This window comes from Mesorhizobium sp. LNJC391B00, assembly GCF_000502535.1.
Classification (GTDB): domain Bacteria; phylum Pseudomonadota; class Alphaproteobacteria; order Rhizobiales; family Rhizobiaceae; genus Mesorhizobium.
The window spans coordinates 114,054-140,381 of sequence record NZ_AYWI01000007.1 but is presented as its reverse complement, the minus strand read 5'-3'; the positions used below and the strand labels follow the sequence as shown (position 1 = coordinate 140,381).

The following is a 26,328-nucleotide window of genomic DNA, read 5'->3' as shown; positions in this document are numbered from 1 at the left end:
AGCCCCATTCATTAGAGTATCGAAATCTAAGCCGCTGATGACGGACGGTGTGGTGCCGCCGCTGTCTCTGCGTCCTGCAATCGCTGGTCCTGCCATGCAATTCCCCATCAGAAAGCCTTCGGACAGCTGAACGCGGAGAGCGCCGGCAGCGTGAACGGATTACCGTCCTCCCCGGTCTTGATCGTGTAGGCGACATCGCGCCCGCCGATGAGGAAATGCGCTTCGAGACTGTCGCCATTGGCGGTGACCTGCCCCTTGTCCAGCAATCGTTTCAACGCCCAGGGACCGTCGAACTTGATTGCGGACTCGCGGCCGGGCAGCTCCGGCGTCAGGCTGAGACTGGCCGAACCGGTCTTGCCCGGCCACGGAATCAGGCCCGGCGTGTTGCCGGCTTGGGTGGCCTGCAGCACCTGGCCGTCGATATTGAGCAGCGCCATGTCGGCATCGCCATGCAGCGACAGCGGCGTGAAGGTGATGTTGATCGACGGCACCGGCCCGCCGAGCGGAAAGAAAGCCGCGCGGATTTGTGCCGCGAGCTGAAAGTTCTTCAGCGTCGATTTCGCCAGATTGCGGCCGAACCTGGTGTCCTGTTTCCAGTCCCAGTCCTGGCCGCTCATGTCGACCAGCGACGCCAGGTTCTGCGCGAAAAACCGGTCGAGAACCCCGCCCGGAGAAAACAACCTGGCAAAATCCGCCATGGCGACATCGTCGGTACCGGCGGGGGCGAATGGAAAGCGCCCGGCAATCATCTCTTCGCACGGACGGCCGACGGTCTCCTCCAGCATCTCGTTGAGATGCGTGGTCGATGTTTCGGCGACGGTGCCCTCGAAATCGTCCGCCGCCGCGCTCACCATCCTGGCCAGCGCCTTCGGCAGCCGCGAGGCGTTGGCGCGTAGAGTCGATATCTGCAGCTGCAGATTGGCGTTGGCCTGGTCCGTCTGGGCGGGGACATCGGCGGCCAGCCGCACGCTCTGATAGATTTCGCGGAAATTCTGGGTCAGGGCGTCGAGCGGCCGCTGCCCCGGCGCCCCGGCCACCAAAGCCTGGAAAGACCGGAACTGGGCTTCGATGTTGGCGCCGGGATCCTGGTTCTGCGTACTGACAAAGGCGGTCCCGGCCCTGCTCTGCGATTTGCGCGCTGCAAGCTCGATGCCGATGCGGGCGAGGCCCTTGGCGCGTGCCGCGATTTCCTGGCCGCTGTCTTGAGACGGCGCAGCCGGATTGCGCTCTTGCGTCAAAGCTGTTTCGCGCGCGATCGCCTCGAACAGCTGCATCAGCGGCGAACTCGGTGATCCCGCTGCGGACAGCGCCAGATATTGCGGTTTGTCGGCGGCCATTGCCTTGAACTTCAACCTGTCGAGCACCTCGTTCCACGCCGCCGCAAAGCCCTTGCCATAGCGATCGAGCAGCTCCGGGCCGAGCTTGAGCAATTCCTGGTCGAAACCGCCTTGCTCGCCGCTCGAGCCGATCACCCATTGATCGTCGACCAGCGCCTGCGCGCTCCTGGCAAGTTGCGCCAGATAGAAGTCGAAGCCGGCATGGGTGTAGAGACCGGGGACGCGAAGGCCGGCGAGATCGTTTCCGTCATTGCGCTCGAACAGCATCGGCGCCTCCGCGCCGGCTTGCGATGACACCGAAAAATCGTCCAGCGCCGCCGCATAGGTGGCCGACTGGATGAGCGCGGTGGCGCGATCGGCAAGGCTCATGCGGCCGAGCGAGCGCTGGGCGGATTCGACCAGCGCGCGGTTGAGTTCGAACGAGGGATCCTGGTCATCGTCGAGCGCCAGCATGGCGCGCAAATGCTTCTCCAGTTGCGCCCGGCCGTCGCGATTGTGGGCGCCGGGATAGCGGTTCTGTTCCCAGTCCCGCTTCAGCCAGGTGACGACCAGCTCGTCATCCACTTTCGGCGCCTTGCCGCCCAGCATCAGGTAAATCTTCAACGGCTCGTACAGCGCCATCGGATCGGCCATCCTGGCCTCGATCGTGCGTTCGAGCTGGAACAGCAGGCGCGAGCGGAACATCCGCTCCAGCCCCTGCCGATAGGCGGTCTCGGAGGCCGAAAGGATACGCTCACGCTGGCTGAGGCCGAACGTCGCCGTGGCCGGGGTGGGCTGGTCTCTCGTATCGTAGCCGGCCGGCAGGCCGCGCAGCGCATCGAGCGCGCCGATGACGGTTTCGAGGTCGGCATCCAACACCGTCGTGCTGGCCAGCAGCGGCGCGGCTGTCGCGCGGTATTGGCCTGCCGCCTGGCCGGTCGCGGCGACCAGCGATTTGTTGGTCGTAAAGCTCAGGCCGAGAACGCCAAGCGCGGCGATCGCTATGGCCGCGATCGCTGTCAGGCCGGCGTAGCGGGCGATCGCAACGCGCCTGTCGGCCGCCCTGTCATAGGACACCCAGCCGGACTCGGCGAAAATGACGCGGCTCAACAGATCGTGCAGGAAGAAGCTTTTGCCGGTGCCGGAAAGATGCGCCTGGGCATTCCTGCCGAAACTGCGGCCTATGCTGCCCAGCAACTGGTCGATCGGCGTGCCTTCCTGCGTGCCGGAAGAAAAATACAGGCCGCGCAGGGGGGCGTTCAGCTGCTTGCGCGTCGGCTCGAAAACGCCCTCGAGGAAATTCACGATCCGGCCTTTCAGCGCACCGAGCTGCGCGGCGAAGCCGAAAATGGCGATGCGCGCGACCGGATCGGTCTCCGACTGCAGCCGCTCGCTCATCTCTTCGGTCAGGCGCTTCACCAGCGCGTCGAATTCGGCTGGCGCTTCTGCGACCATGTTCAGGCCGCGCTCGGCGGTCTGGAAGGTCGCGCCCCACACCTTGCGCCGGCGTGCTTCGTCGAAACCGCCGAAATATTCCATGAATCCGGAGACTAGGTCGGCCTTGGTGAACAGCACATAGACGGGAAAGCGGACCTTCAGGACCTCGTGGATTTCCTGCAGGCGGCTGCGGATTTCGGCGACACGGGCCGCCTGCTCGCTGTCCGCCATCAGATCGGAAAGGCTGATGGCCAGGATGACGCCATTGATCGGCTGGCGCGTCCGGTGCCGCTTGAGCAGCGACAGGAACGCCAGCCAGCTTTTGCTGTCGGTCCGTGCATGGGAATCCTGCGTCGTGTAGCGCCCGGCCGTGTCGATCAGCACCGCTTCGTCGGTGAACCACCAGTCGCAATTGCGCGTACCGCCGACACCCGCCACCGGCTGCGCCTGGCCCGACCCGGCCAGCGGAAAGTTCAGGCCGGAATTGACCAGCGCGGTGGTCTTGCCGGCGCCCGGCGGGCCGATGACGATGTACCAGGGGACGTCGTAGAGGAAGTTGCGCTTGCCGCTCGACTGCCTGAGCGTCGCGACCGCTTCGTTCATGCGAGCTTCCAGCATCTTTGCATCGCTGCCGTCATCCTCGGCGCTGGCCATGGCGGCCTCCAGCGCCTTCTGCGCCTTGCGCCTGCGCCGGAACCGGATTGCGTAGATGATCGCCACCGTTCCGACGACGATGCCGATGATCGCTGCCCGCAGCCAGATGGGATCCAACGGCCGGGCGCCGGCAAAGCGGATCAACGGGCCGGCGTACCAGACCGCGGCGGCAAAGCCGGCGAGCGCGAGCGCGCTGAAGATGCGTAGCAGCCAGCCGGTCACAGCGTCTCCTCCCGCGGGATCATTACATCGACACGGCGGTTTTTGGCGCGGCCCTCCGGCGTTGCATTGTCGGCGATGGGCTCGTCCTCGCCCTTGCCCTCGACCTTTGTCCGCGACGGATCGCTGAAATGCGCTGCGATCATCTTTTCCACCGACTGGGCACGGGCGACGGAGAGGTCGAAATTCGATTTGAAGGCGCTGGTCTTCTTCGGCTTGACGTTGTCGGTGTGGCCGACGATCCGGATTGGCCCGCGCTCCGCATCGAGAGCCGCCGCGATGCTGGCGGCCACCGGCTCGAACTCCGGCTTGACCTCGGCTCGTCCCGACTGGAACAGCAGGGCGTTACTGATTTCAACGATGATGAAATCACCCTTGGTGCCGACGCTGACGCCGCCGGCTTCGATCTCCTTGGCCAAGGCAGTGCGGATGCGATCAACCTGCGCAATCGTCGTTGGCGCTGCGACCTTCACCTCCTCGGTCAGCGGGACGAAGCCGGTGCGCTCGATGGTGACCGGCGTCGCCGGATTGAGCGCCAGCAACTCGCCGGCAACAGCCTCGCCATCATTGGTGATGAGGACCCGCAGCGTGAAAAAGGCTGCGGTCAAGCCCGCCGCGGTTGCAGCGGCTATGCCCCAGAGCGGAACCCGCCTGGAGCCTTGCGCCGATGTGACCGACAAGCCTTGCCAGCGCGGCGAGATGTCGTCGTCACCGAGGACGCGGAAATAGGCTGATGTCTCGTAGACGTCGCGGCGGACCCGTTCGAGGCTCTCGCGCGGCTGGCCGCGATACTGGCCTTCGAAGCCAAGCGACAGGCAGACATGCATCAGCTCGATGAGATTGCGATGATGTTCCGGCGTCGCCAGCACCGTGTTCAGCGCCTGGAAAAAACCGGCGCCGGTGGGTTTGACCTGGAAGAAGCGCTGCAGCATGGCGTGCTGCGCCCACGCATCCCGGCTGGAACCGGGCAGATTGGCGACGATATCGTCGGCGGTTTCGCAAAGCACATAGCTGGCGATGCGCGCATCCTCTTCCGAGGTATCGGTCCTGGCGATCTTGCGGTCGAAATCCTCGATCAGGCCGGCGACATGCTGCGCCAGCGGCTCGGCCGGTCTTTCGACAGCCATCAGCCGCAGATGCCCAAGCAGTATCAGCAAGGGCGCCGCGGCAGCGACGATCGGGTTGGCCGCGCCATAATCGACGGCATCGCTGGCGCCGAGCAGCGCATCCCATGGCGTTTTCCCCGCCGTCCCGGCTGAGCCGTGAACGGGCCGATCGGCCGGCGCGTTGGCGAAGGGCGTTCCCTGATAGATCACCGTCCCCGTGACGTCGGACGGCGGCTGGCGGCCGGCGTTGGGATCGAAAATCGTGGGTTCCGGGACGCTGGCAGGGGCGATCACCGTACTGCCGGGGGCCGGCGCATCGCGGGCGAGAACCGTCTTTTGCTTGCGGCCGGGATTGGGGCGGCTGGGGCGGATGACGGTTTTGCCGGTCGGATCGAAAGGATCATCCTTCGAGCTCATCGCCGATCCCTGCCTCTACGCCCGCGCGGCGCGACGCACAGCGCCATGTCCGCGCGAACGCGGACCGCAGGACGCTTCTCGCCGTGACATGACATGTGCCGCAGACCCCCGAGGTCGACCAACCGTACCCGCGTGCTCAATTGCCGTATGTGATCGTAGTCTCAGAAGGTTGCGATGGAAACCCGGCGCAATTTTGGTCGCCGGCCGGTGCCTAGGTCGGCCTTCACGGTGTCTTCAGCGGTGCGCGGGCTTAGCCCTTGCCGGTCTTCTGTTTGGCGGCCTTGGCATAGGCTTCACTGAAATAGGTGAGGAATATGTCCAGCATGCCGTTCTCGTGCGCTTCCTCCTTGGCCCGCCAGGTCGCGACCAGCGCGTCCCAGGCGCGCGTTTTCTTCGAGGCAAAGGAGGATGGCGGCAGTTTTTTCGCAATAGCCTCGGGCGACAGATCGTCAAGCAACCGCGACAGCGCCGCCTGCATGGCGGCGAAGGTTGCGAATTCATGCGTCTTGAGGTCGTGGAAAGCGTCTTCGATGCTGTGCCGGGCATCAAGATAGCCGGATCTACGCCGCGCGAACATGATGTCGAGGATTTCGTCGGTCCCGGGCACGAACTTCAGCGGATTGTTGTCGGCGGCGTTGATCATGGTTCGATCGCTGGTCTTGGCCAGGACTTTTGCAGCGGCGCGCGCCTTCAACAGCAACACCAGCTCGTCGACGACGATGCGCAGCACCGCGCCGATCTCGCCGGCTACCTCCTGCGGTTGGCGCAGCAAAAGCACCTCTGGCGGAATGCCGGCGCCGGCGGCAATCGCGCGCAGGATCTCGTCGGCTTGCTGCGGCCGGCTGGAGACCGAAGCGGGTGGCGCGGTCGGTGACCGTGGCGATGCGACATGGTCTGGAAAGGATCCGGCACCAGGCATCTGCCGTTGCGTCGAACCATGGCCACCGAAGGCTGGGTTCCCGTCATCGATCGACACCGAGACGATATAGCGGCCGATCCGGAGCCGGTCACCTTGCGCCAACCGATGCGGGCCGGTCAGGCGCTGGCTCGACCCGTTGACGAATGTGCCGTTGCGCGAGACGTCGTGGAGAAAAAAGGCGCCGCCTTCGTAGCGGATTTCGCAATGTCGGCCGGAGATGAACTTGTCCGGATCGGGCAAGGTCCAGGCGCAGTTCTCCCGCCCGATCTCGAAGCCGCGGTCGCGCGATGCGTAGCCGGGCGGCAGCCCGGCAGGCAGGACATCGACATTGCTGATCTGCAGACTGATGAACATGCGCTATGGACCGTCGACCGCTGCCGTTTCCATTGATCCGATGTGCCACAGTCTAGCAGCTTGCGGGCACAGCGGGAGAGCGGCGTTTCACACTGGCGAAAGCGGCGCAAACAGCAACGGCCTGCCGCTTGTCCTCTTTGGTCTGCCATAGAACATGTGGTAGGCTCAACATGGCTTGGGTGGCAAGTTGCGAAATATCCCTGAACGTGAGGTCGTTAACACAAGAAGGGCTTCGAACCTGCCACACTAGCGCTCAGGAGGGGCACGACCCATGCCGAGTGAACAACGCGCCGCGCTTGTGCAGACGCCGGTCGGCGCCGAGCTGTTGACCTTTACGCATCTCGTCGGCCGCGACGAGATCAGCCGCTGCCTTGCCTACACCGTTGGATTTGTCTCGACCAATGCCGATGTCGACCCGCTGAAGATGCTGGGCGGCGCCGTTTCGATCGAAGGCGAGGCCGACCCCAAGCGCTGGTTCAGCGGCCTCATCGCCGAGTTTCGCCTTACCCGCATCGAAGATCGGCTGGCTCACTATGAGGCGGTCGTCAGGCCGTGGCTGTGGTTCCTCGGCAATACCACCGACTGCCGCATTTTCCAGGACAAGACCGCCGTCGAGATCGTGGAGGAGATTTTCTCTAAATATGGCGGCATCGCCAAGTTCGAAAAGCGCTTGCAAGGCTCTTATCCGCCGCGCGAATATTGCGTGCAATATGACGAGAGCGACCTCGATTTCGTGCAGCGGCTGCTCGAGCACGAAGGCATAATGTACTTCTTCGAGCATGCCGAGGGCGAGCACACGCTGATCCTGGCCGACGCCATGAGCAAGCTGAAGCCAGCGCCGGGCTATGAGACGGTGCTCTATCAGTTCGAAGGGCAGGGCTCGCGCCGCGACGTCGAGTACATCACCGACTGGATTCCAGGCAGCGCGGTGCGCCCCGGCGCCTATGCCCACACCGATTATGACTTCGAAAAACCCGCCGCCGATTTGATGGCGAAGTCGGCGCAGCCCTTCGGCCACAAGCAGGCCGCGGGCGAGAACTATCGCCACCCCGGCGCGCATCTGGAAGTCGGGCGCGGCGACAGCCTGGCGGCGATCAGGCGCGAAGAAATCCAGGCGCCGCATATGCGCATTGCCGCTGTCGGCACCGTGCGCGGCCTGTTCTCCGGCTGCACCTTCAAGCTCGACGGCTTTCCGCGCGACGACCAGAACAAGGAGTATCTGGTGATCAGCGCCGAGTACCGGCTGTTCGATCCGGGCTATCGCGCCGGCGTCGACACCGATGGCGAGAATTTCAAGGTGGTGCTCGGTGTGGCGCCGACCTCAGTCGCTTATCGGCCGCCGCGCATCACGCCAAGGCCAATCATGCGCGGGCCGCAGACGGCGACCGTGGTCGGTCCGTCCGGCGAGGAGATCTTCACCGACAAATATGCCAGGGTGAAGGTGCAGTTCCACTGGGACCGCCTCGGCAAGAAGGACCAGAAGAGCTCCTGCTTCGTGCGGGTGTCGCAGACCTGGGCCGGAAGCGGCTGGGGCTTCATCCAGATCCCGCGCATCGGCCAGGAAGTGATCGTCGATTTCATCGAAGGCAATCCGGACCTGCCGATCATCACCGGCCGGGTCTACAACGCCTCGCAGATGCCGCCCTACGGACTGCCTGGCAACGCCACGCAGTCCGGCTGGAAGTCCAACTCGTCGAAGGGCGGTGGCGGCTACAACGAACTGATGTTCGAGGACAAGGCCGGCTCGGAGCTGGTCAACTTCCAGGCGCAGAAGGACCACCACCTTCTGATCAAGAATGATCGCCAGAAGCTGGTCCAGCACGACCAGTCCGACCGCATCGACCACGACGCCAAGCACTCCGTCGGCCACAACCTCGACGAGGACGTCGGCAACAACAAGACGGTCAAGGTCGGCGTCGACCAGACGACCAATATCGGGTCGAACGACACCGAGACGGTGGGCAAGAACCGCTCACTGACGGTGGGGGTCGATGAGACGATCAACATCGGCTCGAACTCGACCGAGACGATCGGCGCCAACCACACCCAGACCGTCGCGATCGTGCAGACGGTGACTGTTGGCGCGGCGCGGGTCGATTCGGTCGGAGCATCCGAGACCCGAACTGTGGGCGGTCCGCAGACGAACACGATCGGTGCGACGCGGTCGGTCACCGTAGGTGCTGCGCAGAGCCACGATATCGGCGCGGCTGATAGCTGGAACATCGCGGCGGCGCAAAGCGTCAATGTTGGCGCCGATCAGAGTTTCACCATCGGCGGGGCACAGTCGTCGCAGATCGGCAAGGGCAGGTCGGCAAAAATCGCTGCGGACGACGCAACCGATGTCGGCGGCGGGCACGCGCTCAAGGTCGGCAAAGGCAGCGGAATCCAGATAGCCGAAGACAGTGTGATCAAGGTCGGCAAGAATCTGATGATCGAGGCGGCCGACTCGATCACGCTCAAATGCGGTTCGGCCTCGATCACGATGAAAAAGGATGGCACCATTGTCGCTGATGGGAAGGATATTACCCTCAAGGGCAGCGGCAAGATCACCGTCAAGGCCGACGGCGAGGTGATCGTCAAGGGCAGCACGATCAACAACAATTGAGGGCATCATCATGGAAGTGCTGGAGCGTATCGACGGCGTCGTGATCGGCCTGCTGATCGGCTTCCAAGGCGGGGCGCCGCTGGTTGTCTTCGTCGGCAATCCGCGCGAGACCGCGATAGCGGCGCGCAGCCTGACGGAGCTGGACGTTTCGGCCGTCGGATCCGAACTGGCTTTGCTCTTCGAGGGCGGCGACCCGGCGCGGCCGCTGGTGGTCGGGCGCATCGTCGATCCTGCGCCCCGCGGCAGGAGCCTCGAAGTCGTCCGCGACGGCGAACGTGTCGTCATCAACGGCGATGAGCGCATTGAACTGCGCTGCGGCCTGGCATCGATCATTCTGGAGAAGAATGGACGCGTGACCATTCGTGGCACCCAGTTGACCAGCCAGGCCAGTGGCACCAACCGCATCCGCGGCGGGGCCGTGCATCTTAACTGAGGCATTGCCGATGCACAGCATCGCGACCATTGCGGCGATCGTGGACCAACACGCCGAGGACGCGGCGTTCCTGTGGCTTCGACGTCGTCTGGAGATCGACGGTCCAATCCTCGACGAGACCGATATCGGCCGCATCGACCAGCGTCTCGAAGCCAATCTCGAAGGGCTCATGGCAGCCGGCAAGGCCGGTTGGGAAGCTGCTCAAGCGCGCTTCGCCGACTACGCCGAACCGGGCGAGATTTTCGTGCTTGGCACTCTGGCAATGCGTTGGAGCGATGCCAAATTGGTGACCTCTGCAATCGACGCGGGCGCAAGCCTAGGTGACGCCGGCATATCGAGCCTGTCTGCCGCGATCGCGCGCACGCCGGGCGAAAACCTGCGCCCGTTCGTGGCGCAGTGGCTGGACACGCGCGACGCGCGGCTGCGCTGTCTTGGGCTATCTGCGCTCTGGCATCATCGCGTCGATCCGGGACAGCGCCTGCATGATCTGGCCAGCCATTCCAATGCGAACGTGCGTTGGCGCGCCGTCCGGCTCGCCGGCGTGCTCAGGCGGCGCGACCTGCTTCCGGAAGTCCTGGCTGGGCTTGACGGCGAGACAACGAAAGAACGTCTTGCGGCCGCCTTCGCTGCTTGCCTGCTTGGCGAGGCTCGGTCCGCGCACTCGGTGATCGACAAGATCGTGCTGACGGAGACGGACCATGCGCAGGCGGCGATCGAGTTGCGCCTGCTGACGACGCCGCCGAAGGCCGGCAAGGCCTGGCTGCAATCACGTCTCGGACAGCCTGTCTTGCGCATCGCGGCCACGGCATCGATCGGGCTGCTCGGCGACCAAGCGGTGGTGCCGTGGCTGATCGAGAAGATGCGCGAGCCGGAACTGGCATCCGCAGCGGGTGCAGCACTTCGCGATCTGTTCGAGGTGGACTTCGGCGACACCGACCTTTTCGTTGCCGATCCAGCTGTTCTTGGCGAGGGCTTTGCCCAACTCGACGACAGCTCGCTGCCGGCCGCCGATCGCGTCGAAGCATGGTGGGACGAAGGGCGCGGTGGGCGCAACCATCGTCTGTTCCGTTCGATGCGCAGGCTCAGGGTGGATGCGTTGCGCGCGGCAATCGCCACGCCCGAGGCGCCGCTGGCAGACTGGCGCAGGACACGCAAGTTCCCGGCGTGGATGTGATCGCTTTCGCCGAGGGAAGGCTTGTCCCTCCGTTCAGCGTTGGCGGAGGTCGGTAAGCGCGATCGCCGACCGGTTGCCACCCTCGGATGCAAGCTCGCAGGCTGCGACGCGGCCCGGCGCGTAACCGCTTATAAAACTGTCGGCCGCCAGCATCAGAACAAGTGCCGCACTAGCGGCTCCAATGTCGCCGACCGTCATCGCAGGGTAGGCTGTCGGGAATATCTCGCGGTGCGTGCGGTAGAAGCGCGAGCGACCGACCAGTTGTTCGAGCCCGCTGTACCGTTCCCCGTTTCCATTGCTGACAAGGAACTCGATATCGGGTTCCTTGGGTCCGGACCCGCTGAAGGCAGCAAGCAGCGAAGCCACCATCGCACGGCCTTGACTCTGGCGTTCGGAAAGAACGCTGTCGATCTCTTGAGCCAGGCCCGCCCCGCAAATCATTGCAGCCGGCCCGCTCCCCGGCGCTCGCGTCAGGCGCACGAAGACAGCGCCCTCGCCAGGGACTGCCCCTTGAGCATTGTTTTCGGATTTCAGACGATTGGCTCGCATCAAGCGCGCAATGTCGGTCCCGTTGACGAGGCTGTCCACACCACCCAGCAGCACCTGCGCGACGGTCCCGGATTCTAGCATGTCGCCGGCATAGTCGAGCAGTCCGGCGCTGGCTGCGGCACCGCCGTCAAATACCCGCGAGCCGGCATTGAAGCGCAGGCCGCATCGCTCGAAAATGGCATTCAAAAGGCGCCCCCGCTCGACCTCTTCATACGCCGGATGGTCGCGGAAACTCTCCGGCAGCGCGAGCAGAACAGCGGTCTGGTCCGGCGTTGCCTTGTTGTCGAGCATTGCCTCCTTGAGAGCGCGGGCGCCCATGCTGGCGAGCCATACCCCGTCATTGCGTCGCAGGCCCGCCTTGGCTGGAATGCGTGCCACGATCTGTGTGGTGGGAAACGGCTCTGAAAGAGGCACCTCCTGAAATGCTGACAGGTTGGCGCGAATGGCTGAGATGGTCTGGCGCGCGTTCAATCCAGCAGGCGTGACGGCGCCACCAACCGAGATGTAGAGCGGCCGCTTCACGGCTGCCACGCCGAGCGATCGCGCAGGGCCCCGTCGCCGCCGAGAAGATTGAGATAGAGTTTTCGCTTGCGGCGCGCATTGATCCAAACAGGAGAAATGTGGCCGAAGGCGATTTCCCGCAGCGCCGGCACGTTGCGCCGGATTACCACTGCCAAACGAGCCTTAAGGGTCACGCGCTTCAAGTCAGGCTCGATGAGCACGGTGTCAGGCTTGAACGCGTTTTCTTCTACACGATCGTCATAAATGAGCCGAAGCGGGGCCGTGATGCGCGGCAGGCGGAAATCCCATCTGCCCGAAGCCGTCATGCCGATCACCGTGATATCCTCGCCGTTGCCGATGCCGGCCATCTGCTGATCGGCTGGGGCGCACATATAATGCCGCGTGTCGAAGTCTTTGGGAGCGAGCGGCCATTGGGATTCGAGCCAAGCCTTGTCGTAGGTTCCGGCGAAAGCCAGGCGCGGTTGCCAGCCCCGGCCAATCGTCCCGAATCCCGCCGGCCTCAGGGATTCCCCAGGTCGGGCTTGCGCTTCGCCCGGATACATGACGTTGGGCGCCTCGGTTCTGACCGCAGGATCTGCAGACCGGGCGTTATGGTACCCCACGCCGACTGGGTTGCGCTGGTCCGTGCGCAAGTCTTCCAAAGTGCCGCCATAGGTGCGTTCATAGACGATCGGCATGGTCCGGAAAGGCGCCGGTGCGCTGTAGCCGCCGGAGTCGTAGATCCGGTCCCCGACGACCTGCAATACCTTGCGGATCGAGTTACCGACACGCAGGCCAACCTGCATCTCGCGTACCGGCCTTCCATCCGGCGCGTGCGCGACGCCATTCACGATCACCTCGGCGCCAGGCTTGACGGGCGCGATGTCCGCTTCGTAGCGGGTCGATGAAAGGGCCGGATCGCCAAAAGGCTCATCGCCAAAGATCACCGGCACCTGTTCGGCCGCTGGCTGGAATTCCTTTCCTTCATCCGTCGCCGTGAAACTTGCCGATAGCATGACAATCAGAGTTTCTTGGCCGTCAGCATTCAATTGGACGTGCGTCGCGGCGGCGAAGGGTGTCCTGTTTTCCAGCCAGACATCGAAGGCCATCGTTCAGCACCACCGGCCGTTTTCATCAAGCCCGATCGGCCAATAGGGCATGGCCGTCAGCAGTTCTACATATTCCTTGTTGCCTTCATCGACGACCCATTGCAGCAGGAACACCTCAGGCGCGAGGCGGTCGGCCGCGGGCAGCGTTTCCCCCACCGCAACGCATCGCAGCCAGTATTCCCGCACGAGCCACACCACCGCCGGATGATTCGCCGGGCCGGCCGCTGCATCATCCAGCTGGGCCGTGATCGCTTGATTGACGGTCAGGCCGCCATCGACCAGTTCGTCGAGGCCAGCTTCCCAGATCTCGGAAGCCACCTCGAACGTCTCCTGCAAGTCAGCGAGGTAGGCCTTGAACAGGGACCTATAGGCAGCAGAGGCCTCGCGGCGCGAAAGGCGGATTCCATGATCGGGACCGACAACGTCCTGGGGTGCGTTGAGAAGCCGGTTCAGGCCGAGTTCGACACTATGATCAATCCGCATTGCCATCTTCTTCTAGCCTCAGCACATTTCGAGAGATGGATCCTCGCCGATCGGGACATAGACGAAGTACTTGAAGTACTTGAATAGTTCCGTGTCGTATTCGGACATCATTTCGACCAGCAGCAGATTGGGCGGCACGGGACCGCTGGCGTCCGCTTCGTCGCCATCCTCACCCCAGTTCGATTCATCGTCCTCGTCGTCATCATCGGTCTGTCGGGCGTACCGTTCAAGGTTCAGGCCGTGAACCTTGAAGTAGTGCTTGCGGTAGATCGCCAGAATCCGTGGATGGGCCACCAGCCCGGCGGGCCAATGCAGATTGGCTATGTTCTCACCGGAGGCGTTCAGGCGCTGCTGCAGTGCGCCCCACCATTCCTCGATCGCCGGCATGACGGCGTGGAGCTCTGCGGTCCACGCATCGATTATCGCCGTATAGTCAGCGTCGAGATCGGCAAAACCCGTTGCACTCATCGCCTAGATCCCCCGAGCGTTCATGAACTTCCTAATCGCCTTGTTGTCCACCTTCGACTGCCGGCCCGGCTGGCTGTTGCTGTGGCTGGAGCAATGCGGCCTGACGTAAAGCGCTTTCATCGCATCCTTGAAGCCTTGTGGGACGATCTCTATATTGCATCCACCCGCGTACCACGCTGCCTTCTGCGTCGGCTGGTGATCGGCGATCAGCGGGGCTTCCTTCCCCGAAATTTGCCGGTTGACCTTGGCCTCCAGTCGCTTGATCGCGGTCTTGTTCTTGCCGGTCGTGCGTTTCTTCAACCTGTCAAGGTTACGTTTGCATTCCCAGCATGGCCGGTTCTGAACCTTGGCTTTCTGCGGGCCTGTTGGCTGGGTGTAATGATCGTCGTAGCAATAATCGGTCGTGCATTTCTTCTTCTCTTTCACCAGAAGAGCATTGCGGAAGTTGACCAAGGCGGCGGTATCGATGGTGTTCGGGAGTGGACTTGCCGTGTTCTGCTCCATGGTGTCGCCATGGCGGCAGACACCCTTACCCTCCACCTTGACGACGAACGACCAGAGCTTGAACACTCCCTTGCCCTTGATCTTGTGCGTTATGACCCCCGCGCCGAGGCCTTGGGTGGCCGGCTCGTTGCCGGTGCTGGTCGCAACCTCCGACGAGCTTTCGAGCGCGGTCGGATTGCCTTCGATCTTGACGCTCTTACTGCCTTTGGTGAGATCGCTGGAAGACAGCATGTTGACGTATGGAACCGGAACCGGGCCTGCCGGCGGGGAAGGCGGGCTCAAGCACACATCTCCCGGCGCCACGCCCTTGCCGCCGCTTCCTTTGTGGAAGAAGCCCATGCCTTCAGCAAAGACTGTGCTGCCCATCAGAGCTATTCCGTCTCAGGGCGCGGGGCGCGCATTTTCGGCAGGGCGTTGGCCGCCAGGTCGTGAATATCCGAGAACGCGAACTCATGCACCGACCAGTCGTCGAGCCAGAAGCCAATCCGGTTCGGATCGCCATGGCTGTTGCTGGGCGCGGCAAGGTTGGCCAAGCCTTCGGCTATCCAGGACTGCGTCCTCTGCAATTCGACCGCTTCATCAACGATTGACGCAACGCCGTCGAACCATGCATCGTCAGGTGCCGGTGTAGCCCCAATCCCGATGATCGCGAACGGATAGCGGCGTCCCACGCGGTCCTCGCTCATGCGCCATGCGCCGGCACAGGGCCGGTCGCCGAAAATGCCGCTCTTGACGATGAAGCGCCAAACACGCGAATCCAATTCCCCCTCGTCTGGCCTCTCGCGCAACTCCATCGACATCCAGCGGTCCCAGCGGTCGATGAAGGTCCGCGGCAGGTTTACGGCAACGAAATCTCCGGTCGCCGGAATCTTGCCGAAGAAGCCGGTGTTCAGATCTGCGGCGGACATGAGAATTTCTTGAACATCTGGAGGTTGTAGGGATTTTCCACGCTCGCCGCCTTGAGCTTGAAATCGGCGTACATGCCTTTCGTCCCCAGCCGCAGGCTGTAGACATCGGACAGCGACGTCCCGGTGAAGCGGCCGCCGCGCAGCATCCTCAGCCACGCCCAGCTGCCGGTCTCGTTGAGCATGATTTCGGGCGAGCCGTCGATCGGCTGGAAGGCGAGCGAGATGACGCCGGTGCCGTCCTTGCCGGGCCACGTCATCGGCTGAGGTCGCGTCGCATTGTTGAAATAGACCAGGTTCTGGCCGTCGAGGTTGAGCGTCACGCGGGTGACGTTGGGCGACAGGTCGGTCGGCTCCAGCGTGAACGCCATCACCGGGCCTTGACCACCGGGAAAGAGATCGTCGCGGATGCGCCGCGCCTGCTCGAAGGCGGCGAGCGCCGATGGGTCGAGGCCGAAATCGGCACGCCATTTCCAAGGCTGCGCCGAGGTGTCCACATAGCTGATCAGATGGTCGTTGATGAAGCCGTCGATCATCCCTGCCGGTCCGAACAGGCGGGCGAAGTCGCGCACATTGACGTCGACGGCGCTGTCTGGGCTGAACGGATAGCGGTCGTTGAGCGCGGCCTGGCAGAAGGGCAGGATATCGGCGCGCCAGATGGCGTTGAGCTCGGAGGCCACGGCCTTCTGCGTCAACCCGCTGGTGTCGCCGGCAATGCCGCTCAGCCAGGTGTTGACCGGGTCGGGCAGGATCTGTGCCTGGCGGGCGACGGCGCCGGTCAGTTCGGCCAGCCCGCCCTGTTTCTTGATCGCGTCCTGCGGGTCGGGATTGGCGGTCACCGTTTGCAGCACATTGGACAGCGCCGTCAGCGCAACGACCGCGGCATCGAGCGCCGGCGGCTGGCCGTCGACCTCGGCAATCGTGCTCTTGAGCGGCTTGAAGTGTTCGGCCACCAGCGTGCCGGTCAGGTCGACTTCGCTGGCCGATCCTGCGCGCGGCAACAGCTTGGCGCCGGTCTTGACGATCTTGCCCAGTTTGCCGAGCTTGCCCAGCAGTTTCGAGCCGCCCTTCGCCGCCGCCTTGTCGTCACCGGCCGGCGCGTCGTCCGAGCGGGTGAGGTCGACCTCCTGGACCACCGCCGTCAACAGCCGCTTCAACGCGGAATCGGCACTGGAAAGGTCTTTCAGATTCTCGCTGGCAATGTTGAGGTCGCTGAGCGGCGCCAGCCGCATGTCGCGCAAAAAACTGTCCCACTGCGCGATGTAGTCGTCGTAGTAGAGCTTCAGGATATCTTCCGACAGCGCCGACACCGACGTCTCGGAATTTTCCGAGCAGCCGCCGGCAAACACGGCGCGGTCGAGTGCCGCCTGGGCGGCGACATCCTCGACCCGGTCGAGGATCGCATCGTGGAAGCCGTCATAGGTGAAGGCGCCTGATATGCCGACGCGCAGCGTCTTGTCGGAGCGTCGCGAAAACACCTTGGCGCCGTTCGGCCCGGCGAAATTGGCGGGGATCCATTCCTTCAATCCGGCCACCGCCGGATCGGCCAGCAATTGCTTGTAGGCCCGCGCCGGCAGCGAGATCGTGCAGACCGTTTTCAGCGCTTCGGCGACCAGCGCCTGGTCGGGTTTGATGTAGCTATCATCGACCGCCATGCGGCGGATCGCTGCCAGCTGGTGTTCTTCCGCATCGGCGGTCAGGAAGGGCGCGGCCGGCGCGAATTCGGGCAGGTCGTTCACCCACCAATTCTCGACGAAGTCGGAGTCCATCTGAGACAGGCCGGTCATCATGCGGTAGGTCTTGAGCGCCCCCAGCATGAAGTCCGGATCGCGGATCTGCCGCCACATGGTCGCTTCGAGCAGCGCCACCATGCGCGGCTCCAGCACGTTGCGCAGAGCGTGGTCATAGGTGTCGGTCTGCGCCCGCATCATCTCGGCCGAAGCCGATGGTCCGAGCAGGTCCTGCGCCTTGTTCGGAGGCGCAGTCCTGGCATTGACGACTTCGTCCATGGCGGTCAGGGCAACGTCCATCGCCGGCTGCAGCACCGAGGCGGGCGTCGCCGCGGTCGACGTCAGCGGCGCCTGCAGCGCTTCGAACTGGCCGGCTTGCGCGGCGATGGCGTTGCGATTGTCGTAGTAGGACCAGGTGAACAGGCCGCCGGCGAGTATGGCCGCAGCCGCGCTGGCAGCAGCGGCACCGCGCCAGATCCAGCTGCGGCGGCGCTGCGCCAGCGGATCGAAGGTGCCGAGCCCGGCCTCCTTGAAGATCACCTCGGTCAGAAGGTTCTTGAGGAAGAAGCTGCGCTTCTCGAAACGCTGCGCCGGCATCGAGCGTCGTGCCGGCAGGCCGAAGGAGGAGGCCAGCGCCGCGGTCAGCCGGTCGATCGGCGCGCCTTCCTGGGTGGCCGAGGTCAGATAGAGGCCGCGCAGCCAGGCTGCCTCCTCGTAGCGGCTCTCGCCGAACATCGCCTCGACCAGCACCTGGATCGGCTCGGACAGGCTTTGCAGCTGTGCGGGAAAGCGGAAGATCTCGGCCCGTTCGGCCAGCTTGTCCTCGTCCTCCAGCCGCGGCACCAGCCGCTTTTCCAGCTCCCTCGACAGCGTCGTGATTTCGCCCGCGATCGTCTTGGCGTCGACGCGCGCGTCGAGTGGGAAGGTCGTCCCCCACACCTGTTCGCGCGCCGCCGTCGACAGGCCGCCGAAGAAGGCCTCGAAGCCTCTGATCAGATCGGCCTTGGTCAGCATGAGATAGACCGGCAAGCGGATTTCCAGCCGCTCCTCGAGCTCGGCCAGGCGCCTGCGGATCTTGCGGCCATGCGCCTTGACGGCTTCGTCGCCCTCGGACAGCGCGTCGATCCCAAGCGCAACGATGACGCCGTTCAGCGCCCGGCGGCCACGGTGCTTCTTCAACAGGTCGAGGAAGCCCAGCCATTCCACGGCGTCGACATCGGGCTGGCTCTCCTGCTGGACATAGCGGCCGGCGGTGTCGATCATCACTGCGTTTTCGGAGAAGAACCAGTCGCAGTTGCGCGTACCGCCGATGCCCTGCAGATCGTCGGTGAGGTCGATCGGAAAGTTGAGGCCGGATTGGCGCAAGGCCGTCGTCTTGCCGGTCGCCGGGGGGCCGACGATCACATACCACGGCATCTCGCGCAGGAACTTGCGGCCGCCGAGCTTGCGGCGCTTCAACTCGACCATGACGTCCTGGAACTTGGCGCCGACCGCGGCGACGTTTTCCTCGCCCGGGCTGAGCCGCTTTTCCTCGACCGGGGCGGAAATCTCAGCGACGAACATGCGGTTGGCGCGGATCGCGCGGCGCTGCGCGACGATCAGCCAAATCAGCCAGAAGATCACCAGAAGAGCGATGATGACGATGCGCACCGTCTGCGACGCCATCGGCACATAGTCGCCGACCCGTACGATCGGGCCGAATACCCAGATGATCAGCGACAGCAGCGCCAGGCCGATCAGCGTCCACAGGAAACGCGAAGTCAGGACCGCCCAGAGGAAGCGCAGGATGAACATGTCACAGCCTCTTTTCGACCAGCACTTCGACGCGGCGGTTCAAGGCCCGGCCTTCGCGTGTGCCGTCGTCGGCCACCGGATCGGTGGCGGCCCGGCCTTCGGAGCGCACGCGCTCCTTCGGCACGCCGTTCTGAATCAGGATATCGGCAATTTCCGCGGCGCGGGCTTCCGACAGCCGCTGGTTGGTGGACAGTGGGTTGGTCTTTTGCAAGGGAACGCCGTCGGTGTGGCCGACCACCGTGATATCGCCGATCAGCTCCTGGTTCTCGAGGATCACCTTGGCGACCGAGGCGATGAGCGGATCGAAGCCGTCTGTCAGCTGCGCCCGCGACGACTGGAAGAGTTCGGGATTGGAGGCCTGGATGACCAGCCGCGCCAGCGACACGCTCTCCGTGCCGCTCAGCGCCCTCTTGAGCTCATCCGGCGCGGCCGCCTGGAATTCCGGCAGCAGCGCGAAATCCACGGCCACCGGCGGCGGCGCGTCGACCTTCGGCGAAGCGCGGGTGACATCCGTACGCGTCGGCGGCGGCAAGGCGCGAACCAGCGCCGAAAGCTCGACCGCCTGGCTGCTCAGGCTCATCGACAGGCCGATATGGATGGCTGTCGCCATCACCGCCGCTGCCGCAACCATCACCCAGATCGGCACGATGAAGCGCTGCGGTTCGTCGGAGGCGATCACGCCCTTCCAGTTCGGCGACAGCGGCGCGCCTTCGGCGTCGCTGTCGCGCAGGAAACGCGCCGCCGCCACGCGCACGGCATTGAGCGAGCGATCACCGGAGCGGCCGGGCACGCGGTATTTGCCGCGGAAGCCGAGCGCCATGCAGTGATACTGCAGCTCCAGCATTTCGCGGTCGCGATTGGGATGGCGCTCCAGGTCTTCGAGACGGGCGAAGAACTGCGCGCCGGCATCGACGTCGCCGCGCAGCATCACCACCAGCGGCTGGCGCGGCCATGCGCTGGCGCCGCCCCAGGGCGTGTTCAGCGCCAGATCGTCGAGCAGGGCCGCTACCAGCCAGGCGGCCTGGTCGGCTCGCTCCAGCGACGAGCCTTGCGCCATTGTGGCGTCGCGGCAGCGCACGAGCTCATCGAGCAGCCTCGTGCGCAGCGCTTCCGGATTCTCCGGCGGCTGCGCGTTTTCCAGTTCGGGTGCAAATTCGAGCAAAGGCGAGAAGGCATTGACGAGCACGTTCGGATGCGCCCGCCCGGAGCGCTTCGCGGTGACGCCGCCCGACGCCGGCAGGGGCATGGCGCGGGGTGTTGGCGCTCCGCTCAGGCGGATGCGCGTCCGCTCCCGATCCTCGGACAGTCCGAATGGATCGTCCCTGCTCATCATCTCACCTGTTGACCGAGTAGCAGTCGACCTGCGGTTCGCTGGGCAGCACGCCCGAAACGCCGATCACAAAACCGGGCGCTTCGAGCAGCGAGGCCCAGTGCTCGCTTTTCTGGTCGAGTTCGAGGCACAGCCGGTCGCCGTCATAGGGAATTTCGCGCGGCTGTGAATGCAGGGGCTTCAACGGAATGCCGGGCAGGCGTGATTTCCACAGCCCTTCGAATTCGCTGGCCGAGCCGACGGTCGCCTGGTTGACGAAAATCTTGCGCAAGGCATCCTCCGACAGTTCGGAGCCGATCCGCACCACGATGCGGCTCGCCACCAGAAGTTTCGGGTTGTCGATGCGGATCTTCCACACATTGGTGGCATGGCGCATGACCGGCAGGGCGCGCGATTTCGGCTCGATGTAGCGCAGGCTGAGGATCAGCGAGCGCAGCGCGTCGGCCAGCGCCGAATAGGCCGGGCCTGGCGCCATGTGGTCGTAAGCAGGCAGTTCGCCGAGCCGTCTTGCGCTCGAGCCATAGGTCGCCATCGAGCCGGCGAGACCGGCCAGCTCCATATAGACCTCGGCTGGATGGAAGACATCCTGCGCCAGCATGTGGGCCAGCCGCGGCCGCGCGGCGTTGACCAAATTGAGGATCAGAAGATCCTCGACGCTGCGCCCGGGGCCGCCCAGCACCATCTTGCCATGCGCCTCGGCGATCTGGTCAAGGCCGGTGACCACTTCCTGCAGCAGGCGGCTGTACCAGGACGCCGCGCCGATGACCAAGGTCGGCGGCAGGAAGGTGTCGTCCAAGGCAACGCCGCCATCGGCGCGCACGCCCTTGAGTTCGGCCACCGGCAGCGCGGTGTAGCCGCCGACGGCCGTGCCCGGCGCCAGCAACAGCGCCTGCGGCCGTGCGATCTCGATTTCCTCAGGATCGGAGCCGCCATGCACGGCGTCGCGCACCGAGACGATCCGGCCGCGATAGCGTGCGCCGGACGGCTCGGCGTGAGCGGGGTCGAAGCCGACGCCGCCGGGCGGTTCGAGCGGCAGCGCGATCAGCACCGGTCCCGCGCCCATTTCCGGCGTCACCGCCAGCGGCCGCGGCGCATCCATCGTCTCGGGGATGGCGAATGGCGTCCCGTCGGGAAAGATGCCACGCGCCGAGAGCACCGAGATCTGGCCGGCATCGAGCTGTGCCTGATCGAGCGTCAGCGTTCGGAAGCCGAACGTATGCAGGTGCCCGGCCTGCAAGACGCCGCGCACCGTCGCTTCGAAGAAGCGGTCCTGTTGCTGGAAATGCTGGGTGCGGAGGAACAGCCCCTCCGACCACAGCACCCTGTTTGCATCGCTCATGCCGACACTCTCTGCTTCCTGCTCATCGCCTCGCGCGGCTTTGCGGATTTCGCCGCCCAATGCATGTCGCTCAAAAGTGGTCACGGTTTTGAGAGAACGACATGCATAAAAACAAAGACCTAAAGCGCGTCGCCTGGATCGCGTTCAAACGCGACGCGCTTTAGGCGGAAATGCCGCCGCTGCCGAGCTTCACATTGACGGTGAACTTCGATCCCGGCGAAACCGATTTGGTCGTACGCCAGTTGCGCCCGCCGGGTTCCCTGATCAGCGCGACGAAGCCGAGTGCTGCCACTTCCGGCTCGACCGTGATGGTCTTCGATGCGGTCTTGCCGGGTCCGACGGAAATCGTGTCGGAGCCGATGAGATCGCCGCCAAGTGCGGAGCCGGCACCGCCCTGCAGGGCGAAATAGTCGGCCGAATTGAAGGCGCCGGTGCTTTTCAGCCGCAAGATCATCACCGTCACCGGCCTGTCGCCGCCGCCCGGTCCCGGGTTCATTCCGGCGCCGCCGGCAAGATTCACTGTGATGACGGATGGTTTGGGCGGGCCGCTCTGACAAGCCGTCAGCAGTCCCGTCGCCCCGATGGCAAGGATAAATTGGCGTCTGTCGATCATGTCTCAGTCCTCCTCATATGCATCACGAAAATCAGCGCCGATCTCGCCCAGAAAACGCGTCTCGGCGCTGTGAGCGATTTCACGGTGGCGTTTCTGGTACAATTCCCAGAGCTTGGCGCCGCGCCCGCCGGTCAGCAGATTGCCGATCGCCGAACTCGACTTCAATTCCTGCTCGATCGCCGCCGGATCGAAGCGGTCGATCATGCGCTTGAGCGCGCCTTGCACGCCGCGCCAGGCACGAACGTGGTGCTGCGCCAGATCGCGCACCGCGTCCTTGATCGCCGCTTCGGCGCCGAGGAAACCGGGGCTGCGCTCGGCCAGCATGGTCACCAGAGCATCGTCGACCGAAGGCAGGAATTTGAGCGGGTTGACCTCGGACGCGCCAACCACGGTTTGAGCGACGCGGGCATTGCCCTTCTCTTCGGCGCGCTTGCGCAAAAGCTGCATCAGGCCTTCCATCATCAGCCGGTATTCGCGGCCGAATTTTTCCATGTCGGCCACCGGATCGCCGCCGGGAAAATCGGCCTCGTCCATGCCCATGCCGCGCAGGAAAGCGGCGCGCAATTCCGCGTCCGACGGTCCGGCTGACGGCCGCGCCGCGGATTGGCGGACAGGAGCGCGTGGTGGCGGTGGAGACGGGGGAGGCGGTGGCTGCGGTGGCGATGGCTCGACCGCGCGGACTGGCAGATCCCAGGGCGCTGCAGAGGGGGCAGGCGAGGGCGCATCGGTTGCACCGCCATCCGTCACGCCGGCGTCGAGGCTGGTGGACCCGGCAGGGCCGAAACCAAACCCGTCATCGTAGGCCGGCAGCTTCTCAGGATTGGATCTGCTCGGCTCTCTCGACAGCGGCGCGGAGTCGAGGCCGAAGGGATCGTCGAACGATGGCTTGGCGCCGTTTCTGTCAGTGGGCTCGGCCACCGGCGTTGCCACAGGGTCGAGGCTGAACGGATCGTCGAACGCCTGCGAGCTGCGTTCATCGGACCGCGCACGCGCGAATGCGCCGGGCACCGGCTTTTCGAACGGATCGGGCAGGTTGGCAGGGCGTGGCCGTCCCGGCTCTTCTTCCGTGGTGGACGAAAAGAAATCGTCGCCGCCGAGGCTGACCGGCGCCCGCGACGCCGCCGGCTTACTGGCAGGCGCTGAAGGCCTGGAGGCCGGCGCCTCGGTCTTCGCCGTCTGCAAATCGACCCACACCACATAGTCGCCCAGTCGCAGTCGCATGCCGCTTTGCAGGCGCGCGGTATTTCCCGCGCCGAGCGGGCTGGCGGCATCGTCGATGAACAACCCACTGCTGGAGGTATCGGTGACGAAATAGCCGCCCTGCTTGCTGGTGATCTTGCAGTGGGCGCGCGAGACGAACATGTCGGGATCGTTGATCTGCCAGTCGGCGTCGGCGCTGCGGCCGATTACCAGCTCGCCCTCGTCCAGCCGCGCCTGCCGCGTGGCTTGCGCGCGTGGTCCCTGTTCGAGAGTCAGAAGCAGGCTCATGCCGCCACCTCTTCCCGCCAGCCGACGATGGTCCGCAACCGCATGTCGTCGGCGTCCCCCTTTTCGACCGGTCGCGCCAGCCAGGTGGTGCGGGCAAGCTGGACGGTGCCGAGCTTTGCCGGCGGCACTGCCTTTGCCGCAAGCACGATCCTGAGATCGACATCGATGGTCTCGCCGATCAGGTCGCGCACCGCCTGCTTCAACAACTTCAGCCGCTCGCCGCCGGGCAGGAACGCCTTGTAGTCGATATAGCTGAGCGCCCCGATGCGCAGTTCGATCCGGCTTTGCCGGCTGAAGCTGCGCGGGCCGATGGTGGCGCTGCGGCCGAGTGTGGCATAGCTGCCGGCAAGCCGGCTCTGCAGTGCCTTGGGAATGGTCATCCAGGCGCCGACGAATTCCTTCAGCACCACCGGAACCTTGAAGGCTTCGGCCAGGAACAGGGTCAGCCGCTCGGGACCGTCGACCTGGCTGGCGAGCGAGGCGGCCTGGCGAAGCTTTACCGCATCGAGTTCGGCGTCCTGCGTGCCCGGCAGCCCGATGCCGGCCATCGCTTCCAGCATGGAACGGACGCGGCCGCCGACACCGCGTTCGACCTGCACGGCCGGATGCGCATCCGCCCAGGCGCGATAATAAAGCGCGATCATCCGGTGCTGCAGGATGTTGACGAAATCGACGAAGGTCGTGTCGCTCGTCTGCCGCGCCTCGGCGCCCGCATACCAGCGCTGCGACAGCCGATCGAGCACCCAGCGCGTCAGATGCAGCGGCATCGGCCCTTCAGGCCCGAGCAGGCCGAGATTGTTGACCGTCACCCGCGCCGGCGACTTGTCGGTCGGCTCGCGGAAATCCACAACGTCCTGCACCGCGAAGGACAGCCGCACATTCTGGCCGAGCCTTGCCGGCTCGCGGTCCGGCCGGCCGGAATGGCCGAACAGGCCGCCTTGCCGCTCGAGTCGGCGCAGCAGTTCGAAGAAGTCGAAACTCTCGGACAGGGTTGCGGCTCGCTCTAGATCAGGTAGCGATTGCCGGGCGTCATCGGCCATGGCACATCCTCCTGTTTCTGGAGCAATCGCGTGCGCGTGCGCACGAACCCGTTTATTCCGGCATGACGGGCAAACAGCCGCGACAGCAGCCCCGACATCAGCAAGGTGCTCTGCCCAGCCAGCACCGACTGGTCGACATGCAGCGTCACTTCCGTGCCGCGCCCAAAACACATTGGTCCTTCGATCGCCAGCCTTTCGATCACCGCGCGCGAATCGATGCGCACGATCGAGCGTACATTGCGGGCAAGCCCGGGATCGCCGCGTTCGGCATAGAGATCGAGCAGCGCATGCAGCGGATCGACGCCGCGGCCTTCCTTGGCCAGGCTGAGGAAGTTCAGCGCCAGCTGCGAGACCAGCCGCCAGGCCAGGTCGTCGGCGCGCGACTCGCTGTCGGCGCCGGTCGGCAGCGCTGCCGGGATGGCCGGCTGCGGCGAACGCAGCGCGCCGAGCAGCCTGACCGATTCCACCGGGTCGCCCGCTTCCAGCGTCAGCGTTGGCGTGTCGTCGAGGATGGCAAGATCGCGGTTTGTGCACAGTGCCACGACGTCGACGCGCTTGAGCGGCCGGTTGGCCTGACTGTTGACTGGGCGCGAAACCGCCAGGAAGACGTCGTCGCCGGCATAGGAGGTCCGCGTCACGCCCTGGCGCCGCTCGTCCTCGGTCGGCCGGCGCGGCCGCCGCTCCGTCGAATAGACCCAGCCGCTGCCGCGATTTTGCCCAAGGCTGAAGAGTTCCGGTATCTCCGCGTCGGGTCCCTCGGCATCGGCGTCTTCGACGCGGATGACGCGGTAGATTTCAAAGTCGCGCGCCCGCGTGCGGTCGGCATGCAGCACCTGGCGTGTCTTGCGCTGGTCGAGCTCGACGATGTTGCACTCGCGCTCGAAGAGATTGATGATCGGGGTGGCGAAGAGATCGAAATCCGCCGGCGTCAGATCGGCGAGTTCGGGCACCGGACGCCGGAACAGGAAGATGATTTCGAGCCCGGCCTGGCATTTGCGCACGACCGGCAGCAAGCCGGTGACGCGCCCATAATGGAAGCGCTCGGGCATCATGAAATATTCGCGCAGCAGGCGGTAGCCTTCGAAGGTCGGCCGCGTGCGCGGCATCAGCGCCTCGGCATCGGCAATGCCGACCATCTCCGGCGGCGGTAGCGGCGACAATGGATTGGTCTTGCCTTCCGGTCGAGCGCCGACACCAGAGCAGACTCCGAAGATGGCGTCGAAGATTAGCGGCGCCTTGGTGCGGTTGGCGAAATAGAAGTCGAGCCGGTCGAGCGCCAGTTCGTCGAGCTTGCCTTTGCCGGTCCGCGCCAGCGTGATGCGAAGTGCCGCTTCGCCGGCCTTGCCGGCGATCAGGCCGATGCCGGCGGCGGCAAGCGCGCTGCGGTCCTGGAAATAGCCGACCGAACTGATCGCGATCGGAAACAGAGTCATGTCCTGCGCGGTGGTGAAGGTGCAGCGTGTCGACAGGCCGGCCTGCAGGCTGGAGACCAGCCGCGTGCCGCGCTTGACGACGTGGCCGGCAAGCATTGTCTGCACCTGCTGGCCGGGCTTCAGCACCACCATGGCGGTTGCCGGCACCGGCGTGACGAGATCGGGATAAAGCACGTCGAGGATGCTGCGCGAAAACCGCGAGCGCTCGGCATCCACCTTCAGGCGCGTGCGCGCGGCGAGGAAGGCGACGCCGTCGAGCAGCCGCTCGACATAGGGGTCGGGACACGGCACCGTATCCAGCGACAAATTGCGGGCAACCGCCGGATGCATGTCGGCGAACTCCGCCGCCAGCCCGCGTATGTGGGACAGTTCCTCCTCGTAATATTCTACGAAGACCCGGTCCATCTC

At 64.8% G+C, this 26,328-nt stretch carries 19 protein-coding genes; 3 read left to right on the top strand and 16 right to left on the bottom strand.

The features are described from left to right. Positions 1 to 107 precede the first annotated feature (107 nt). The 3 genes from tssM (X750_RS146075) to tagH (X750_RS146085) all read right to left on the bottom strand — a co-directional run bounded on the left by tssM (X750_RS146075) (position 108) and on the right by tagH (X750_RS146085) (position 6,422). Positions 108 to 3,629, bottom strand: coding sequence for a type VI secretion system membrane subunit TssM (gene tssM, locus X750_RS146075; RefSeq protein WP_023704803.1), 3,522 nt, complete (start codon positions 3,627 to 3,629; stop codon positions 108 to 110). Further along, the gene (gene tssL, locus X750_RS146080; RefSeq protein ID WP_023704804.1) at positions 3,626 to 5,149 is read right to left on the bottom strand and encodes a type VI secretion system protein TssL, long form; all 1,524 of its coding nucleotides are present in this window, start codon (positions 5,147 to 5,149) and stop codon (positions 3,626 to 3,628) included. The genes tssM (X750_RS146075) and tssL overlap by 4 nt, the downstream gene beginning before the upstream one ends. 250 nt (positions 5,150 to 5,399) lie before the next feature. Next, positions 5,400 to 6,422 (bottom strand): type VI secretion system-associated FHA domain protein TagH, encoded by a 1,023-nt coding sequence (gene tagH, locus X750_RS146085; protein WP_023704805.1) that lies wholly within the window; start codon positions 6,420 to 6,422, stop codon positions 5,400 to 5,402. A 271-nt stretch (positions 6,423 to 6,693) separates the two neighbouring features. Here tagH (X750_RS146085) and tssI point away from each other — a divergent pair, with 271 nt between their 5' ends. Genes tssI through X750_RS146100 form a run of 3 tightly spaced genes read left to right on the top strand, consistent with a single transcriptional unit; the run spans position 6,694 to position 10,634 of the window. Then, positions 6,694 to 9,027, top strand: a complete 2,334-nt coding sequence (gene tssI, locus X750_RS146090) for a type VI secretion system tip protein TssI/VgrG (RefSeq protein WP_023704806.1) — start codon at positions 6,694 to 6,696, stop codon at positions 9,025 to 9,027. Positions 9,028 to 9,034: 7 nt separating this feature from the next. Next, complete coding sequence (locus X750_RS146095) at positions 9,035 to 9,460, top strand: DUF6484 domain-containing protein (protein WP_023682625.1); 426 nt, start codon at positions 9,035 to 9,037, stop codon at positions 9,458 to 9,460. A 10-nt stretch (positions 9,461 to 9,470) separates the two neighbouring features. Continuing rightward, complete coding sequence (locus tag X750_RS146100) at positions 9,471 to 10,634, top strand: hypothetical protein (RefSeq protein WP_023704807.1); 1,164 nt, start codon at positions 9,471 to 9,473, stop codon at positions 10,632 to 10,634. Positions 10,635 to 10,667: 33 nt separating this feature from the next. Here X750_RS146100 and X750_RS146105 read toward each other — a convergent pair whose 3' ends face one another. The 13 genes from X750_RS146105 to tssF all read right to left on the bottom strand — a co-directional run bounded on the left by X750_RS146105 (position 10,668) and on the right by tssF (position 26,325). Beyond that, positions 10,668 to 11,714 carry a hypothetical protein gene (locus X750_RS146105; RefSeq protein ID WP_023682623.1) on the bottom strand — a complete coding sequence of 349 codons (1,047 nt, stop codon included), beginning with the start codon at positions 11,712 to 11,714 and terminating at the stop codon, positions 10,668 to 10,670. Next, positions 11,702 to 12,793, bottom strand: a complete 1,092-nt coding sequence (locus tag X750_RS0133170; RefSeq protein ID WP_023682622.1) for a DUF2169 domain-containing protein — start codon at positions 12,791 to 12,793, stop codon at positions 11,702 to 11,704. The genes X750_RS146105 and X750_RS0133170 overlap by 13 nt, the downstream gene beginning before the upstream one ends. A 3-nt stretch (positions 12,794 to 12,796) precedes the next feature. Further along, positions 12,797 to 13,276, bottom strand: a complete 480-nt coding sequence (locus tag X750_RS146110) for a hypothetical protein (protein WP_023682621.1) — start codon at positions 13,274 to 13,276, stop codon at positions 12,797 to 12,799. A gap of 18 nt (positions 13,277 to 13,294) precedes the next feature. Continuing rightward, positions 13,295 to 13,744 carry a hypothetical protein gene (locus tag X750_RS146115; protein WP_023682620.1) on the bottom strand — a complete coding sequence of 150 codons (450 nt, stop codon included), beginning with the start codon at positions 13,742 to 13,744 and terminating at the stop codon, positions 13,295 to 13,297. 3 nt (positions 13,745 to 13,747) lie between these two features. Then, complete coding sequence (locus tag X750_RS1000000163790; protein WP_023682619.1) at positions 13,748 to 14,614, bottom strand: DUF4150 domain-containing protein; 867 nt, start codon at positions 14,612 to 14,614, stop codon at positions 13,748 to 13,750. A 5-nt stretch (positions 14,615 to 14,619) separates the two neighbouring features. Further along, positions 14,620 to 15,156 (bottom strand): type VI secretion system-associated protein TagF, encoded by a 537-nt coding sequence (gene tagF, locus X750_RS1000000163785; RefSeq protein WP_023704809.1) that lies wholly within the window; start codon positions 15,154 to 15,156, stop codon positions 14,620 to 14,622. After that, complete coding sequence (gene tssM, locus X750_RS146120; protein WP_023738408.1) at positions 15,138 to 18,677, bottom strand: type VI secretion system membrane subunit TssM; 3,540 nt, start codon at positions 18,675 to 18,677, stop codon at positions 15,138 to 15,140. Before tssM (X750_RS146120) ends, tagF begins: the two co-directional genes overlap by 19 nt. A 1-nt stretch (position 18,678) precedes the next feature. Further along, complete coding sequence (gene icmH, locus X750_RS146125) at positions 18,679 to 20,007, bottom strand: type IVB secretion system protein IcmH/DotU (protein WP_023738409.1); 1,329 nt, start codon at positions 20,005 to 20,007, stop codon at positions 18,679 to 18,681. A 4-nt stretch (positions 20,008 to 20,011) separates the two neighbouring features. After that, positions 20,012 to 21,346 (bottom strand): type VI secretion system baseplate subunit TssK, encoded by a 1,335-nt coding sequence (gene tssK / locus X750_RS146130; protein WP_023738410.1) that lies wholly within the window; start codon positions 21,344 to 21,346, stop codon positions 20,012 to 20,014. Between the two features lie 160 nt (positions 21,347 to 21,506). Then, positions 21,507 to 21,959: a type VI secretion system lipoprotein TssJ gene (gene tssJ / locus X750_RS146135; RefSeq protein ID WP_023704813.1), complete on the bottom strand. Its 453-nt coding sequence runs from the start codon at positions 21,957 to 21,959 to the stop codon at positions 21,507 to 21,509. A 3-nt stretch (positions 21,960 to 21,962) separates the two neighbouring features. After that, on the bottom strand, positions 21,963 to 23,447 hold the full coding sequence (gene tagH, locus X750_RS146140) for a type VI secretion system-associated FHA domain protein TagH (protein WP_023704814.1): 1,485 nt from the start codon (positions 23,445 to 23,447) through the stop codon (positions 21,963 to 21,965). Further along, on the bottom strand, positions 23,444 to 24,487 hold the full coding sequence (tssG, locus tag X750_RS146145; RefSeq protein WP_023738411.1) for a type VI secretion system baseplate subunit TssG: 1,044 nt from the start codon (positions 24,485 to 24,487) through the stop codon (positions 23,444 to 23,446). The genes tagH (X750_RS146140) and tssG overlap by 4 nt, the downstream gene beginning before the upstream one ends. Continuing rightward, a complete protein-coding gene (tssF, locus tag X750_RS146150) occupies positions 24,451 to 26,325 on the bottom strand; it encodes a type VI secretion system baseplate subunit TssF (RefSeq protein ID WP_023747970.1) in 1,875 nt (624 codons plus the stop codon). Before tssF ends, tssG begins: the two co-directional genes overlap by 37 nt. Positions 26,326 to 26,328 lie beyond the last annotated feature (3 nt).